Source organism: Serratia sp. DD3 (assembly GCF_000496755.2).
In genome coordinates this window covers 49276-66483 of record NZ_AYKS02000100.1, presented here as the reverse complement: position 1 = coordinate 66483, position 17208 = coordinate 49276, and the positions used below count along the sequence as shown (strand labels likewise).

14 protein-coding genes are annotated in these 17208 nt (G+C 52.6%); 9 read left to right on the top strand and 5 right to left on the bottom strand.

Annotated elements, in window-relative coordinates:
- Nucleotides 1–9: 9 nt before the first annotated feature.
- Both rpoZ and gmk read right to left on the bottom strand, forming a co-directional pair.
- Nucleotides 10–285 (bottom strand): DNA-directed RNA polymerase subunit omega, encoded by a 276-nt coding sequence (gene rpoZ / locus IO95_RS19565; protein WP_023490388.1) that lies wholly within the window; start codon nt 283–285, stop codon nt 10–12.
- A 54-nt stretch (nt 286–339) separates the two neighbouring features.
- Entirely contained in the window at nt 340–963 is a 624-nt protein-coding gene (gmk, locus tag IO95_RS19560) for a guanylate kinase (protein ID WP_023490386.1), read from the bottom strand.
- Nucleotides 964–1321: 358 nt separating this feature from the next.
- Here gmk and ligB point away from each other — a divergent pair, with 358 nt between their 5' ends.
- Nucleotides 1322–3049 (top strand): NAD-dependent DNA ligase LigB, encoded by a 1728-nt coding sequence (ligB, locus tag IO95_RS19555; protein WP_023490384.1) that lies wholly within the window; start codon nt 1322–1324, stop codon nt 3047–3049.
- A 54-nt stretch (nt 3050–3103) separates the two neighbouring features.
- A complete protein-coding gene (locus IO95_RS19550; RefSeq protein ID WP_023489578.1) occupies nt 3104–3466 on the top strand; it encodes a YibL family ribosome-associated protein in 363 nt (120 codons plus the stop codon).
- Nucleotides 3467–3503: 37 nt separating this feature from the next.
- Here the strand turns inward: IO95_RS19550 and yiiM are convergent, their stop codons facing one another.
- On the bottom strand, nt 3504–4196 hold the full coding sequence (gene yiiM / locus IO95_RS19545) for a 6-hydroxyaminopurine reductase (RefSeq protein WP_023489577.1): 693 nt from the start codon (nt 4194–4196) through the stop codon (nt 3504–3506).
- Nucleotides 4197–4231: 35 nt separating this feature from the next.
- Nucleotides 4232–5008, bottom strand: a complete 777-nt coding sequence (gene fdhD / locus IO95_RS19540) for a formate dehydrogenase accessory sulfurtransferase FdhD (protein WP_369794386.1) — start codon at nt 5006–5008, stop codon at nt 4232–4234.
- A gap of 211 nt (nt 5009–5219) precedes the next feature.
- On the opposite strand from fdhD, the gene fdnG reads away from it, so the two are divergent.
- The 7 genes from fdnG to IO95_RS19500 all read left to right on the top strand — a co-directional run bounded on the left by fdnG (nt 5220) and on the right by IO95_RS19500 (nt 15871).
- Entirely contained in the window at nt 5220–8267 is a 3048-nt protein-coding gene (gene fdnG, locus IO95_RS19530) for a formate dehydrogenase-N subunit alpha (protein ID WP_152554976.1), read from the top strand.
- A 12-nt stretch (nt 8268–8279) separates the two neighbouring features.
- A complete protein-coding gene (gene fdxH / locus IO95_RS19525) occupies nt 8280–9179 on the top strand; it encodes a formate dehydrogenase subunit beta (protein WP_023489573.1) in 900 nt (299 codons plus the stop codon).
- Nucleotides 9176–9814 carry a formate dehydrogenase cytochrome b556 subunit gene (gene fdoI / locus IO95_RS19520; protein ID WP_023489572.1) on the top strand — a complete coding sequence of 213 codons (639 nt, stop codon included), beginning with the start codon at nt 9176–9178 and terminating at the stop codon, nt 9812–9814. The genes fdxH and fdoI overlap by 4 nt, the downstream gene beginning before the upstream one ends.
- A complete protein-coding gene (fdhE, locus tag IO95_RS19515) occupies nt 9811–10740 on the top strand; it encodes a formate dehydrogenase accessory protein FdhE (RefSeq protein ID WP_023489571.1) in 930 nt (309 codons plus the stop codon). Before fdoI ends, fdhE begins: the two co-directional genes overlap by 4 nt.
- A gap of 84 nt (nt 10741–10824) precedes the next feature.
- Nucleotides 10825–12213 (top strand): L-seryl-tRNA(Sec) selenium transferase, encoded by a 1389-nt coding sequence (gene selA / locus IO95_RS19510; protein WP_023489570.1) that lies wholly within the window; start codon nt 10825–10827, stop codon nt 12211–12213.
- On the top strand, nt 12213–14054 hold the full coding sequence (selB, locus tag IO95_RS19505; protein ID WP_023489569.1) for a selenocysteine-specific translation elongation factor: 1842 nt from the start codon (nt 12213–12215) through the stop codon (nt 14052–14054). The genes selA and selB overlap by 1 nt, the downstream gene beginning before the upstream one ends.
- A 278-nt stretch (nt 14055–14332) precedes the next feature.
- Nucleotides 14333–15871, top strand: a complete 1539-nt coding sequence (locus tag IO95_RS19500; protein WP_023489568.1) for an aldehyde dehydrogenase family protein — start codon at nt 14333–14335, stop codon at nt 15869–15871.
- 37 nt (nt 15872–15908) lie between these two features.
- On the opposite strand, the gene IO95_RS19495 is transcribed toward IO95_RS19500, so the two are convergent.
- Complete coding sequence (locus IO95_RS19495; protein WP_023489567.1) at nt 15909–17138, bottom strand: MFS transporter; 1230 nt, start codon at nt 17136–17138, stop codon at nt 15909–15911.
- Nucleotides 17139–17208: the final 70 nt, after the last annotated feature.

Sequence of the window (17208 nt, the reverse complement as noted above, 5' to 3'; positions counted from 1 at the left end):
GCAGTCTAATTAACGACGACCTTCAGCAATTGCGGTCACCGCTTGGATCTCTGCGGCTTCTTGTTCTTGCTGCTCCTGGCGCTCACGGACATCAAGGATCTTATTGTTGATCAGACCTTCTTCGATTTCGCGCAGAGCGATAACGGTGTACTTATCATTCTCTTCAGGTACCAGAGCATCTTTACCACCGGTCTGGATTTGACGCGCCCGACGAGCAGCGACCAATACCAGGTCAAAACGGTTACCAATTTTCTCTACAGCGTCTTGAACAGTTACGCGTGCCATATTTGTGCTACTCCACAGGTGACGAAAAGATTGGGCATAATACTGAAACTGTCTTCAGTCTGCCAATAATTTGCTGATTAAAGCGTCATGCCGCAGTATTTGGCGGCCTAAACGCAGACGTTCGGCGCGAATAATGTTTTTCAGATCCGATAGCGCCAGATCGAAATCGTCATTCACAATTAAATAATCATACTCTGCATAATGCGTCATTTCTGCAACGGCTTGTGCCATCCGCCTGGCGATGACATCATCGGCATCCTGCCCGCGCCCGCGCAGACGTCTCCCCAACTCCTCCTTGGATGGAGGCAGAATAAAGATGCTGCGTGCCTGGGGCATTTTGGCGCGAACCTGCTGAGCACCTTGCCAGTCAATATCCAGAAAGACATCCACCCCTGTTGACAACACTTGCTCAATGGCCGCACGAGAGGTGCCATAATAGTTGCCGAACACTTGTGCGTGTTCAAGAAACGCATCCTGCTCAATCATACGGTGGAATTCGTCTTTAGAGACGAAAAAGTAATGTTCACCGTGATTTTCACCCGGGCGACTATCGCGCGTAGTGTGTGAAACCGAAACCTGCGTGTCATAGAGCGGTTGCGTTTTTAACAAAGCCTGAATCAGACTTGATTTCCCTGCGCCACTGGGGGCAGAGACAATATAAAGCATGCCTTGAGCCATGATGATGTTCGTTGATTGCGGTTGATAAGCCAGTTACAGCGGATGTGCATACTCAGATTCACTCACTTGAGTGCGATGAGTATAAATTATCTGCTTAGTATACACGGCTAATGTGCCCTGTGCAGTGCCAGTCGTCATTTTGACGACAGCTTTCTGATGAAAACAGGGGAAAATGACCGAGTCGCGTGCGGGATCGAGAAATTTTCGCCGTTTTCAGCAAGGACCCCTTCTCTTTGGATACCACTTCGCATCCTGAACTTTCCTGATTCGCTAACACAGATGATTGAGTATTTACTCCCCTCTCTACTCAAGGTGATGCAGGTTCAACCATGGCTTGAATGGCGTCGGGAGGTGCAGGATGTGGCGTTATATTACCCGGATGTTACTAGTGATGGCGGTTGGGTGCCCCATTGCCTGGGCAACTCCCTGTCCAGAATGGCCGCCAGAGCGGTTGCAATTGGAAATAAAGGCGTTGGATAACCAACTCGCACTCTGGGATGAGGCTTATTACCAACAAGGCTATAGCCTTATCGACGATGAAATCTACGATGGTTTACAACAGCAATGGAAAAACTGGCAGCACTGCGCCGGTTTGGTCATACCCGAAGACCATAAACTCCCGTTACCCGAAGGCAAAATAGGGCATCCGGTGGCGCAAACCGGTCTGCGCAAATTATCTGATCCTTTGGCGGTCAGGGAGTGGCTGCAAGATCGTCATGATGTCTGGGTACAACCCAAAATTGATGGTGTGGCGGTTACGCTAGTCTATCAGCAAGGTAGACTGGTTAGCGCCATTAGCCGAGGGAATGGCGAAAAGGGAGAGAACTGGCTGGAAAAGGTCAAGGCGATCCCCGCTGTCCCCTCTGTTTTACCGGGTGCTCCTGTTGATCTGGTACTACAAGGGGAGCTGTTTTTAAAGATGAATGCGCATCGCCAGCATTCACAAGGGGGGATCAATGCTCGCACCAAGGTGGCGGCGATGCTGATGCGTAACGCAGCTGATGAGCAATTGAAGCAGCTCGGTTTGTTCGTTTGGGCGTGGCCAGATGGCCCAGCAACCATGGCAGAACGTTTAGATCAACTTACTGCTCTGGGGTTTGTACTCCCTCAACAATATTCAAAACCCGTTAATTCATTTAACGAAGTAGAACACTGGCGGGCATTCTGGCATCAAGCCCCGTTACCCTTTGTGACTGACGGCGTGGTTATTCATCAGGGGAAAGTACCACAGGGCCGTTATTGGCAGGCCAAACCCGGTCATTGGGCCGCGGCCTGGAAATATCCTCCGCTACAGCAAGTGGCCAGGGTTAAGGGCGTGGAGTTTGCGGTGGGGCGCACCGGTAAAATCGCGGTGGTATTGCAGTTAGAACCGCTACGTATGGACGATAAATTGATCCGGCGGGTTAATGTCGGTTCTCTATCCCTGTGGCAAAAGTGGCATATTGTGCCGGGCGATCAGGTTGCTATCAGTTTAATGGGGCATGGTATCCCTCATGTGAACCGTGTGGTTTGGCGCACGGTAGAAAGGGCCACCGTGGTGGTGCCAAAGCAGCAGGATTACCATCTATTGAGTTGCTTTAGCTTGCAGCCCGGTTGTCACCAGCAATTTCTGGCACGCCTGGTGTGGCTAGGGAGTGAAAATGGGCTGAATATCAGGGGGATGAGTAAAGCGGGGTGGCAGGCGTTAATCGATCAGGGGCGGGTGGATGGCTTGCTGAGTTGGCTCGATTTAACCCCCGAATTGCTCAATCAGGTTCCCGGCTGGGGGGAGAAACGTGCACAGGCTCTTTACCAGCAATTCCGTCTGGCTCGGCAGCAACCTTTTCACCGTTGGTTAATGGCGCTGGGTATGCCCGTTTCCTCATCCCAAATAACGCATTTGCAAAGTTGGTCTCAGGTGCAACAGATGACCCAGACACAATGGCAGAAACTGGCCGGCATTGGGGCTAAAAAGGCCCAGGATATAGAGAGTTTTCTCCACTCTTCGGCATTTTTGGCACTCGTGCTACTATTGCAACAGCATAATATAAATGGCTTCGAGACTGTTGCTGGTGATCCTGCATTCTACTCAGAATCTTTGGAGTAGATGCTGGCCAGCAACTTGAATGAACCTGGGTATAACACAAAACAGGCCAACGAGATGAAAGAGAAAGAAAAGGCAGAGATTAAGCGCCTGAGTGACCAACTGGATGCTTTGAACCATAAAGACACCCTGGTGATCCAACGAGGTAATCCAGAGCTGATTGCACAACACAGCAAAGAAAAAGAGAAACTGGCAGCAGAGATTGAGCGCTTGAAAAATGTGCGTGTTGAAAAACTGAGCACAGAAGCGCAGAAGTTGAGCCAGTTACCATTCAGCCGCGAAATTACCAAGAAAGAGCAAGCTGATATGGGGGCATTGAAGAAAAGTGCCCGAGGCCTGATCGTGGTGCATCCCATGACGGCATTAGGCCGTGAGATGGGGCTGAAAGTGGTTACTGGCTACGCCCAAAAAGCGTTTTGAATTTGACTGGCTCTGCGTAGCAGAGCCAGGTTGTCCATTAGACGGCAATATTTTGGTTTGCTGAGTGACCTAATAGACGGTAGTTAAAATCTTCTATTGCTCCGCGGGTGATGCGTGCCACTAGGGTTTTGCTCCAACTGGCGGAAAGCCCCGACACTGCCAGTAGGCGACGATACTGCTCTTCGTCAAATGGCATATGCCAGGCAATGCCGGTGGCTTGCGCGACGGAAACATCGCTATTGCGCACGACCAGTTCCAGTGGCTGATCACCACTGACGGTACCCGCAGAAACCACACGGTATAGCCAACCACAGCGGCCAGTTTGCTGCATTAACACGGAGATATCATTGATAGCCAAATGGTCGTTGAGCTTGAAGCAAGGGGAACGTGGCTGCGTCACCTGAATCAATGCTTTACCCCACCGGAAAATATCCCCCATAAACACGTTTTGTTCGGTTAAACCAAGAGTAGAAATATTTTCGCCAAAGGCGGGTGCGCAGAACTGCTCCGCCTGAGCGGGGAACTGATCACGCCAATGGGCGTAATGCTCTCTTGGGTAGTGGCATAGCGCACGATCAGGGCCACCATGGTGAATTTTTTCTGCCTGTTCATCCCCTTCCAGGCCTAATGGCGTGAGATTTATTACGCCTTCCACCAGCCGTTTAGCAATGGCACTGGTTCGACCTTCATAGGGTTGTATAGGACCAAGGTAAACGTCTGGGTGATACATGATGGCCTCCGTCATCGTCGTGAAAAGTCTTCCAATTAATCGGTGAGGCGCTGCGGATGAGTAAACACCGTGGCCCGACCAGGCTTACTAAAGCCAACCAGAGTTAGATTGCTGCGTTCTGCTATTTCCACCGCCAGTGACGTGGCGGCAGAGACGACAAATAAAATCTCGGCACCACATATGGCAGATTTTTGCACCATTTCATAGCTTGCTCGGCTGGAAACCAGGATCGCCCCTTGTTGCCACCCTTGTCTGGCGCGCATACCGAGCATCTTGTCCAGCGCCACATGGCGGCCAACGTCTTCGCACCCTCCCAACAATTCACCCTGTGGCGAGATCCAACTGGCGGCATGGGTACAACCGGTCAGTTGCCCAACGTTTTGCACCTGGCGCAGTTGCCCAAGGGCATGGTCGAGATTAGCCAAGGAGAAGGTTTGCGTGAAGGGCAGCGGTGTGACGGGGCGGAAGATATCTGCTAACTGCTCGATGCCACAAACCCCGCAACCGGTACGACCCGCCATGGCGCGCCGCCGTTCTTTCAAGCCAGCAAAACGGCGGCTGGAGAGCTCTATTTGCACTTCTAGACCACTGCAGGTGGGATTAATCTCTATACTGTAGATATCCCGTGGTGAATCGATAATGCCTTCTGACAGGGAAAAACCCAGAGCGAATGCCTCCAGATCTTTTGGGGTGCACATCATGACTACGTGAGAAATACCGTTATAGACCAGTGCAACCGGCACCTCTTCCGCCAGCCAATCTTGCTGCATTGTGCTGAGTTGCCCCCGTTGATAGACCGGGACTTGGGACAAGCCTGTGAGAGTGCTCTCATTTGTGGGTTGTTCTTGTTCTGAATTGTTCACTTAATTAGCACCTGTTTGTAACAACCCGATGAACGCTATGGTATTATCCCAGCGTTTCAGGCCAAGCCAAACATAACAGGTAGTGATTCTAGCGCTTCCCGCTTTGGGAGAGGAAGCGCCATTTGAAACAATGTGACAACACGAGTGAAAGGAGACCCCCATGCAGGTCAGCAGAAGGCAGTTCTTTAAGATCTGCGCTGGCGGTATGGCAGGAACGACGGTTGCTGCGTTGGGCTTTAGCCCGGCAGCGGCGTTAGCGGAGACTCGGCAGTACAAACTGCTGCGCGCCCGTGAAACCCGTAATACCTGTACGTATTGTTCCGTCGGCTGCGGGCTGTTGATGTACAGCCTAGGTGATGGCGCTAAAAACGCCAAAGAGAGTATCTTCCATATCGAAGGGGATCCGGACCACCCGGTAAACCGTGGGGCACTTTGCCCGAAAGGTGCAGGGCTGGTGGATTTTATCCACAGCGAAAGCCGTCTCCAATACCCGGAATATCGCGCTGCTGGCTCTGATAAATGGCAACGTATCAGTTGGGATGATGCCTTCACCCGCATCGCCAAATTGATGAAAGCAGACCGGGACGCCAACTTCGTTAAAACCAATGACCAAGGGGTAACGGTTAACCGCTGGTTGACCACGGGCATGCTGTGCGCTTCGGCTTCCAGCAATGAAACCGGATACCTGACACAAAAATTTAGTCGCTCTCTCGGCATGCTTGCCGTAGATAATCAAGCGCGTGTTTGACACGGACCAACGGTAGCAAGTCTTGCTCCAACATTTGGTCGCGGTGCGATGACCAACCACTGGGTTGATATCAAGAACGCCGACTTAATTATCGTTATGGGGGGGAACGCGGCAGAAGCGCATCCAGTGGGGTTCCGCTGGGCAATGGAAGCCAAGATTCATAATAAAGCCAAGCTGATCGTCATTGATCCGCGCTTTACCCGTACCGCATCCGTAGCGGATTTCTACACGCCGATTCGTTCCGGTACTGACATTGCCTTCTTGTCAGGGGTGTTGTTGTACCTGATCAATAACAACAAAATTAACCGTGAATACGTTAATGCTTATACCAATGCCAGCTTGCTGGTGCGGGAAGATTTCAGCTTTGACGACGGTTTGTTTAGTGGTTATGACGCGGAACATCGCAAGTACGATAAAACCACTTGGAACTACCAACTCGACGAGAACGGTTTTGCCAAGCGTGATATCACATTGCAAGATCCACGTTGCGTATGGAATATGCTGAAACAGCACGTCAGCCGTTATACGCCTGAGGTGGTGACCAATATCTGCGGAACGCCAACCGAGGATTTCCTTAAGGTTTGTGAATATATCGCAGAAACCAGTAGCCCGAATAAAACCGCTTCGTTCCTGTACGCCTTGGGTTGGACACAGCACTCCGTGGGGTCGCAGAACATCCGTACCATGGCGATGATCCAATTGCTGCTCGGCAATATGGGTATGGCGGGTGGCGGTGTGAACGCACTGCGTGGTCACTCCAATATTCAGGGGTTGACGGATCTGGGCCTGTTGTCACAAAGCCTACCGGGTTATTTGAGCCTGCCTTCTGAAAAACACACTGACCTCGACAGCTATCTGAAAGCCAACACGCCGAAGGCGCTGCTGCCTGGTCAAGTAAACTATTGGGGCAACTATCCCAAATTCTTTGTCAGCCTGATGAAGAGCTTCTATGGCGATAAAGCGCAGAAGGAGAACAACTGGGGCTTTGACTGGTTGCCCAAATGGGACAAAGGCTACGACGTACTGCAGTACTTTGAAATGATGTCGAAAGGGTTGGTCAACGGTTATATTTGCCAAGGCTTCAACCCGGTGGCGTCCTTCCCGAACAAGCACAAAATCGTCTCTTCGCTGGCTAAATTGAAGTACCTGGTCACCATTGATCCGCTGAATACTGAAACCGCCAACTTCTGGCAGAATCACGGCGAATTTAATGATGTGGATCCGTCCAAGATTCAGACCGAGGTGTTCCGCTTGCCATCAACCTGCTTTGCAGAGGAAAGAGGTTCGATTGTTAACTCAGGTCGCTGGTTACAGTGGCACTGGAAAGGGGCTGATGCCCCGGGGCAAGCACTGAACGATGGTCAAATTTTGGCTGGGTTGTTTACACGCCTGCGCGAAATGTACCAGAGTGAGGGCGGGGCCGTACCAGAGCAAGTGCTGAACATGAGCTGGGATTATCTCACGCCAGAAAATCCAGAGCCGGAAGAAGTGGCAATGGAGAGCAATGGCCGTGCGTTGGCCGATGTGCTCGATCCTGATGGTAAAGTGTTAGCGAAGAAGGGTGAGCAACTGAGCACCTTCGCACACTTGCGTGATGATGGTTCTACTGCCAGTGGTTGCTGGATCTTTACCGGTAGTTGGACCCCTGCGGGTAACCAGATGGCTCGTCGCGATAATGCTGATCCTTCCGGTCTCGGTAATACCTTGGGCTGGGCCTGGGCTTGGCCACTCAACCGTCGCATTCTGTATAACCGTGCCTCCGCCGATCCTGCTGGTAAACCGTGGGATGCCAAGCGCCAACTGATCGAGTGGGATGGTGCCAAATGGAGCGGGATAGATATTCCTGACTATAGTGCTGCGGCACCGGGTAGCGATGTTGGGCCATTTATCATGCAGCCGGAAGGGATGGGCCGCCTGTTTGCCATCGACAAAATGGCGGAAGGGCCATTCCCTGAACACTATGAACCCTTTGAAACACCACTGGGTACTAACCCGCTGCACCCGAACGTGGTCTCTAACCCTGCTGCGCGGGTGTTTAAAGATGACTTGGCGGCCATGGGTAAATCTGACAAGTTCCCGTATGTCGGTACCACCTATCGTCTGACCGAGCATTTCCACTACTGGACCAAACATTCACTGATTAATGCGATTACTCAGCCGGAACAGTTTGTGGAAATTGGCGAGAAACTGGCAGGGAAGAAAGGCATCAAGAATGGCGATACGGTAAAAGTCAGTTCCAACCGGGGCTATATCAAAGCCAAGGCGGTGGTGACCAAACGTATCCGGACACTGCAGGTGAATGGGCAGGATGTGGACACCATCGGTATCCCTATTCACTGGGGTTACGAAGGGGTGGCGAAGAAGGGCTTCCTTGCCAACACACTGACGCCGTTTGTCGGTGATGCCAACACGCAAACGCCGGAATTCAAGGCGTTCCTGGTTAACGTGGAAAAGGTGTAACGGAGACGAATTATGGCAATGCAATCTCAAGACATCATTCGTAAATCCGCGACCAATGGCCTCACACCAGCTCCGCAGGTGCGTGATTACCAGGAAGAAGTGGGCAAGCTGATTGATGTGACCACCTGTATTGGTTGTAAAGCCTGTCAGGTAGCTTGTTCTGAATGGAACGATATTCGTGATGAGGTCGGTCATAACGTCGGGGTTTACGATAACCCCGCCGATTTGACGGCTAAATCCTGGACGGTGATGCGCTTCTCTGAAGTAGAGGAGCACGGCAAGTTGGAGTGGTTAATCCGTAAGGATGGCTGCATGCACTGTGCCGATCCGGGTTGCCTGAAGTCCTGTCCGGCAGAAGGGGCGATCATCCAGTACGCGAATGGCATCGTCGATTTCCAGTCTGAACACTGTATCGGTTGTGGTTATTGTATCGCGGGTTGTCCGTTCGATGTGCCGCGCATGAATCCGGAAGACAACCGGGTGTACAAATGTACCCTGTGTGTTGACCGTGTTGTTGTGGGCCAGGAGCCAGCCTGTGTGAAAACCTGTCCTACCGGGGCGATTCACTTCGGCACCAAAGCGGCGATGCATGATATTGCGGCTGAACGTGTTCAGGAGCTGAAAACTCGCGGCTTCGAGAATGCGGGCCTGTACGATCCTCAAGGGGTTGGCGGCACGCATGTGATGTATGTTTTGCATCACGCTGACAAGCCGCAGTTGTATCATGGCCTGCCAGAGGACCCGAGTATCAGCTCGGCGGTTAAATTCTGGAAAGGGGTATGGAAGCCGCTGGCTGCTGTCGGCTTTGCTGTTACCTTTGCCGCCAGTATCTTCCACTATGTCGGCGTAGGGCCAAACCGCGTCGAAGAGGAAGAGCCAGAGCAACCGCATGATGAGGAGACGCGCAAATGAGGAAGGAAAAGCCAATTCAGCGCTATAGTGCGCCGGAGCGGATTAACCACTGGATTGTGGCGTTCTGCTTTATTTTTGCCGCCATCAGCGGGTTGGGGTTTATGTTTCCCTCCTTTAACTGGCTGATGAATATCTTCGGTACCCCGCAGTTGGCACGGATCCTTCACCCTTTCGTCGGGGTGATTATGTTCGTGGCATTCTTGCTGATGTTCCGGCGTTACTGGCGACATAACCTGTTCAACCGGGAAGATATCGTTTGGGCAAAAAACATCCACAAAATCGCGATGAATGAGGAAGTGGGTGATGTCGGGCGCTATAATTTCGGCCAGAAGTGTGTGTTCTGGGCAGCAATAACCTTTCTGGTGCTATTGCTGGCCACGGGAGTGGTGATCTGGCGGCCTTACTTTGCCCCATCGTTCCCTATCCCGTTGATCCGCATTGCACTGTTGGTGCATTCGCTGTCTGCTGTGGCGTTGATTATGGTCATCATGGTGCATATTTACGCCGCGCTATGGGTAAAAGGCACCATTACTGCCATGGTCGAGGGTTGGGTACCTGCCGCCTGGGCCAAGAAACATCATCCGCGCTGGTACCGTGAGGTCCGCGAAAAACAACAGGAAGATAAACCCAGATGAGTATTCGCATCGTTCCTAAAGATCAATTAGGAGCATCATGCGAGAAGTCAAAAACGGCGGAAACTATTCCGCCGTTACTTTTCGCTAATTTGAAGAGCCTTTATACTCGCCGAGCGGAGCGTTTGCGCCAACTGGCAACAGACCATCCTCTGGGCGACTATCTTAACTTTGCCGCCGGTATCGCGCAGGCGCAGCACAATGCTTGCCACGATAATCCATTGGTACTGGATCTTAACCAGGCATTGACGCAGAGCGCCAACAGCGGCAAGCCGCCATTGGATATCAGCGTTTATCCACGCAGTGAACACTGGCACCATCTCCTGACTTCGTTGATTGCCGAGTTACGTCCACAGGCGCAAGATCATGTCTTGACCGTGCTGGAGAACCTGGAAAAATCCTCATCCCATGAGTTGGAACAGATGGCCGACCACTTGCTAAAAGGGGAATTTGGCAAAGTGGGTAGTGATAAAGCGCCGTTCCTTTGGGCGGCTTTGTCGTTATACTGGGCACAAATGGCCAGCCTGATCCCGGGTAAGGCCAGAGCCGAATATGGTGAACAGCGTCAGTTCTGCCCGGTTTGCGGCAGTATGCCGGTGTCCAGTATGGTGCATATTGGTACTGTGAATGGTTTGCGTTATCTGCACTGCAACCTGTGTGAAAGTGAGTGGCATGTGGTGCGGGTGAAATGCAGTAATTGCGAGCAAACGCGCGATCTCAACTACTGGTCATTAGAGAGTGAACAGGCCGCAGTGAAAGCCGAAAGCTGTGGCGATTGTGGAACCTACCTGAAACTTCTCTATCAGGAAAAGGACCCAAAAGTAGAGGCAGTAGCTGATGATTTGGCCTCGCTGGTGCTGGATGCCAGAATGGAAGAAGAGGGGTTTGCACGTAGCAGCATCAATCCATTCCTGTTCCCAGGGGAATAAACGGCGGTTCTTCTCCCCATGCAGCAAATGTGTGGGCGAGAAGAGGATTCAAACCCTCTTGGCAAACTTAACAACCGAGTGAGCATGAGCACTGAAACCCAGCAACTCTATAGCCAGTTACCCGCTATCGATCGCTTATTACGCGATCCCGCTATTGAACCTGTTGTCGCTAAACATGGCCAGACGCTGATCAGCGAATTATTGCGCCAAATGCAAGCACAGGCGCGTGACACCATCAAGATACAACAGCAGATGCCGGCATGGTGTCAGGATTGGCCACAGGCATTACAGGTGCGCCTGAACCAACAACTGCGTTTGGCGTTGCAACCGGTGTTTAATCTCAGTGGTACCGTACTGCATACCAATCTGGGGCGCGCATTGCTCCCTCAGGTGGCGATGGATGCGGTAGTGAGCGCCATGGGGAACGCGGTGACGCTGGAGTATGATTTAGATGATGCTGGTCGTGGGCACCGTGATCGCGCTATTGCCGATTTGCTCTGCCAGCTTACCGGGGCGGAAGATGCCTGTATTGTCAATAATAACGCGGCTGCGGTGCTATTGATGTTGGCCGCAGTGGCGCCAGGGCAACAGGTGATAGTGTCGCGCGGTGAATTGGTGGAAATTGGCGGCGCGTTCCGTATCCCAGATGTGATGCGTCAGGCGGGTTGCCAACTGGTGGAAGTGGGCACCACCAATCGCACACATTTGAAAGACTATCGTGCCGCTATCAATGAGCAAACCGGTTTGCTGATGAAAGTACACACCAGTAATTACTGTATTCAAGGGTTTACTGCAGCGGTGGAGGAAAGTGAGCTGGTGGCGTTGGGGCGCGAACAGGGTATTCCTACTGCCACGGATCTGGGGAGTGGTTCGCTGATCGATATGGTGCAATATGGCTTGCCCGCCGAGCCGATGCCACAACGGTTGATTGCCGACGGCGTTGATTTGGTCTCTTTTTCTGGTGACAAGCTGTTGGGAGGGCCACAAGCTGGAATTATCATTGGTAAGAAGGCATTAATTGACCGTTTACAGCAGCATCCGCTCAAGCGTGCATTGCGCGTTGGTAAAATAACCTTGGCGGCATTGGAAGCGACGCTGCGCCTGTATCTGCAGCCGGAGTTATTGGCAGCACATCTGCCGACCTTGCGTCTGCTTACCCGCCCACAACCGGCGATACAGCAAATCGCTGAACGATTGCAGAAGCAATTGGCGCCACGGTTTGCTGGCCGTTTTGAATTACGCTGCGAACCCTGCTGGTCACAGATTGGCAGTGGCTCCTTGCCGGTGGATCGTTTGCCGAGCTATGCCTTGACCTTTACCCCACTTGATGGTCGGGGAGCAACCTTGGAAAGCCTGGCACAGCAGTGGCGCAGCCTGCCACAACCGGTGATTGGTCGCTTAAAGGATGGCAAGCTATGGCTTGATCTGCGTTGCCTGGAACAGGAAGAGGCACTACTTGAGGCCTTGAACTGATGATTATTGCTACCGCTGGTCACGTTGACCATGGCAAAACTACCCTGCTACAGGCGATCACCGGCATTAATGCCGACCGCCTGCCGGAAGAAAAACGCCGAGGTATGACAATTGACCTTGGCTACGCCTATTGGCCACAGCCAGATGGTCAGGTACTCGGTTTTATTGATGTTCCCGGCCATGAGAAGTTTCTTGCCAATATGTTGGCAGGTATTGGTGGGATTGATCATGCCCTGCTGGTGGTGGCTTGTGACGATGGCGTGATGGCGCAAACTCGCGAACACTTGGCGATCCTGCGTTTAAGCGGCAGGGTGCAATTAACGGTGGTTTTGACCAAGGCTGACCGAGTAGAACCGCAGCAAGTCGCACAAGTACAGGCCCAGGTGCAGGCTGAGCTGGCACAACAGGGCTGGCATGATACCCCGCTGTTTATTACTGCGGCGACGCAGAATGAGGGTATCGATGCCTTGCGTCAGCACCTGTTGGCACTACAACCCACCGAACATTGGCGAAGCCGCCGTTTTCGTTTGGCGGTGGATCGGGCGTTCAGTGTCAAAGGGGCCGGGTTGGTGGTCACCGGTACGGCACTGGGGGGGCGTGTCGCGTTAGGTGACAGCTTATGGTTGACCGGTGCAGAAGCGCCAGTTCGGGTGCGCGGGTTACACGCACAGAATCAAGTGGTGGAGCAGGCATTTGCTGGGCAACGTATTGCGTTGAATATCAGCGGTGATGTCAGCAAAGAGCAGCTAACGCGCGGTGATTGGTTGCTGGAACAACGCCCCACTATGCCAGCCGAGCGTATTCTGGTGGAGATTGACGCTGATGTGCCGTTACAACATTGGCAACCACTGCATATTCATCATGCTGCCAGCCATATCACGGGGCGTATTGCGCTGTTAACCGGCAATCTGGCGGAATTGATCCTTGATCGTCCACTCTGGATGGTGGAAAACGATCGTCTGGTACTGCGTGATATCGGTGCCCGGCAAACCTTGGCTGCGGCTCGGGTGTTGTTGCTCTCATCCCCGAAACGGGGCAAACGCCAGCCCGCGTATCTGGCTTGGCTGGCCGAACTGGCTCAAGCGCCAAGCGATGAGCAAGTATTGCGTTTGCATCTGCCTGGTGGGGCGTTGGATTTGGCTGCCTTCGCCTGGGCTCGGCAATTGACTGATGACGGCTTACGCGGGTTGTTGGCGAATTCAGAATTGTTGATCGCCGGTCAAATGGCATTGGCTCCTGCCATTGTGCAGGAAAAAGAACAGAAATTGCTGCAGGTATTGGCTGAATACCATCAACAACATAGTGACCAATTAGGTTTGGGGCGTGCCCGCTTGCGCCGTATGGCATTACCGACGCTGGATGAAGCGCTGGTATTTATGATTATTGATCGGTTGCTGGCTGCGGGTGCACTGCGTAATACGCGTGGTTGGTTGCATCTCCCTGAGCATGGTTTAGCGTTCAGTAGTGAGCAGCAAGCACTTTGGGCCCGAATTGTCCCCCTGCTGGGTGAAGACCCTTGGTGGGTGCGGGATTTGGCATCCTCATTGGGTGAAGATGAGAGCCAGATCCGCACTACATTACGTAAAGCGGCCCAGCTTGGCCATGTGGCCGCCGTGGTGGTGGACCGCTACTATCCAAGCCAACGTATTGAACAGTTTGCCGCCTTAATTCGTGAGCTGAATACTGCTCAAGGCGGGGCCACCGCCGCTGATTTCCGTGATCAATTGGGCGTGGGGCGTAAGCTGGCGATCCAGGTGTTGGAATTCTTCGATCGCAGTGGCTTTACGCGCCGCAAAGGGGACCAGCATTTACTGCGCGATAGCGGTTTGTTTGGCGGGTGAACCCATCCGGCAGCGAATTTAAACTGTGACCTTCTTCGCGCCTTTGATGCTAATTTCGTCATGCTCGGTGCTCTTCACCTATCCTTAAGATAGAGATCTTCTCCCAAATTCTGCTTTTTATATTTCCCTTCGTCATCCAGGTTGCAGGGTATCGGTACCTTTACTGCCTGCAACCGGAATGAACTTGGGTATGCACATTCAATTAGCGGTCAATTGGCCGTGAACGAGCTTACTGTCTGTGGGCGGTAAGGTCATTGCTGCGTATTAAGGAGATAGAAATGGCAGATACCACGAAGACAAGTCACATCACACCTGAAAATACCGGTTCCCCGCTGAAATTAAAAAAACGTTATGACAACTTTATCGGGGGGGCCTGGGTAGCACCCGTGCAGGGGGAGTATTACACCAACCTGACACCGGTCACCGGGCAGCCATTGTGTGAGGTGGCAAGCTCTTCTGCGCAAGATATTGAACTGGCACTGGATGCGGCTCACGATGCCAAAGCAGCCTGGGGCAAAATGTCGGTACAGGGGCGCGCTAATTTACTCAACCGGGTGGCTGACCGTATGGAGCAGAACCTCCATTTGCTGGCCACCGCAGAAACCTGGGACAACGGAAAACCGATTCGCGAAACCGAGAATGCCGATGTGCCGCTGGCGATTGACCATTTCCGCTATTTTGCTGCCTGTGTGCGTGCGCAGGAGGGCGGCATCAGTGAGATAGATTCTGAAACGGTCGCGTACCATTTCCATGAGCCACTTGGGGTAGTGGCGCAAATTATCCCTTGGAACTTCCCGCTGCTGATGGCTTGTTGGAAGATGGCCCCGGCGTTGGCGGCAGGTAACTGCATTGTGCTTAAACCGGCCAAACTGACCCCACTGTCGGTGCTGGTGTTAATGGAACTGATTCAGGATATTTTACCGCCGGGCGTGATCAACGTGGTTAATGGGGCCGGAGGCGAGATCGGCGAGTATCTGGCAACCTCTAAACGTATCGCCAAAGTCGCCTTTACCGGTTCCACGGAGGTGGGGCGCCAAATTATGGGCTATGCGACCCAGAATATCATCCCCGTGACGTTAGAGCTGGGGGGCAAATCCCCTAACATTTTCTTTGCCGACGTGATGGATAAAGAAGATGCCTATTTTGATAAGGCGCTGGAAGGATTCGCGCTGTTTGCCTTCAATCAGGGGGAGGTTTGTACTTGCCCGAGCCGTGCTTTGGTGCAGGAGTCGATCTATGAGCGCTTTATGGAGCGGGCGATCAAACGCGTAGAGAGCATCCGTACCGGTAATCCGCTGGATGCCGCTACTCAGATGGGGGCGCAAGTCTCTGAAGGGCAGATGAAGACCATCCTTAATTATATTGATATTGGCAAACAAGAGGGGGCGAAGGTGCTAACCGGTGGCCGCCGTAAAGTACTGGATGGCGGGCTGGGTGCCGGCTATTACCTGGAGCCAACGATTTTGTTCGGCAAAAACAGTATGCGGGTATTCCAGGAGGAGATTTTTGGCCCGGTATTGGCCGTGACCACGTTTAAGGATATGGATGAAGCGCTGGCGCTGGCAAACGATACTGACTACGGCCTGGGGGCTGGGGTATGGAGCCGTAATGGTAATATTGCCTACCATATGGGGCGCAATATCCAGGCCGGGCGTGTCTGGACTAACTGTTATCACGCCTATCCGGCCCATGCGGCGTTTGGGGGGTATAAACAGTCAGGAATTGGCCGTGAAACCCACAAGATGATGTTGGAACACTATCAGCAGACCAAATGTCTGCTAGTGAGTTACTCGGAAAAACCACTCGGTCTGTTTTAATCTCGAACACAGGGGCACCGCGTGCCCCTGTGTTCGCTTAGACAGCGGTATTACTCCCATGGTGTTTCTTGAGGAACAGCACAACCAGCAGCAACCAGCACAAACCGCTGAGCAGATTAAACAGGTTAAATAGCCCGTTCCCTCCCCAGACATAAGCGAATTTAGCCAGTTCGATGCCGATGGTGAATATCGCCATACTCAACATCCCCATCGCGGCGGACACCGACCCTTTACTGATATCGCTGGAGAAGAGCGTCAGGCGGTATAATCCGGCATTAGCCAGGCCAATACCGTATGCATAAAAGCTCAGTCCGGCGGTCATCCAGAGATAGCTATGAGCAGAAAACAGTGTCGCTGATGCGGCAATCAACAACCCTAATAACATCGGCCAAGCACCGAGTTTAATTGGCTGTTCAATACTGTATTTGCCTGCCAACCGTGCCAGGGTCAGGTTACCGAGGATCAGCGCGCCGAATATCGGGATCTGTAATAGCGCATAATTTAAGGTGGAAAGCGACTCACCACTGATCAGGATCACTGGCGACTGCGCAATCCAGGTCAACAGCGGCAAACTGGCAAAACCAATCGCCAGTGAACCGCAGAGAAAACGGCGATTCGCCAGGATTTGGCGATAATCGCGCCACAGGTTGGCGGCAGAAAAGCGTTCTCCCAGTAGGGTGGCGGTTTCCGGCATGGCTTTCCACAAGCCAACAAAGGCAATGGCCGCCAAGATGGCAAAGAGCACAAACATGCTTTGCCAAGGGGCGATATCGATCCATGCTGCACCGGCTAACGGCCCAAGTAACGGGGCTATCAAGGCCACATTGGCCATTAGCGCGGTGATTTTGATACAGACCGACTCTTCAAATGACTCCTGAATGGCGGCATAGCCGACGGCACCAATAAAGCACAGCCCAATCCCTTGCAGGAAGCGCATAATAAGAAACTGCTCGATGTTGGTGACCAGCAAAATAGCCAGGCAGGCAACGATAAAGAACGCTATCCCAGCCAACATTACCGGGCGGCGACCACGGCGATCCGATAGCGGGCCAAGCAGCCACTGCAGGAAAATACCCCCAGCCAGATAAGCGGTCATTGACGTGGGAACCCACTCAGCACTGGCATTGAGCTCGGCAACTACCGTCAACATGCCCGGTTGGATCATATCGTTGGCAATATAGGTGGTGAATTCGAACAGCACCAGACAGAGTGGGAATAACAGCGCCTGTCGGCCAAGACGCACCGCAGAAGGTAATGACTTTTTCATTTTTATTTTACTGACAACAAGGGGAAATTAGGAACTGCCAAGGCAAGGATAAGCCATCAGAGCGAGTTAT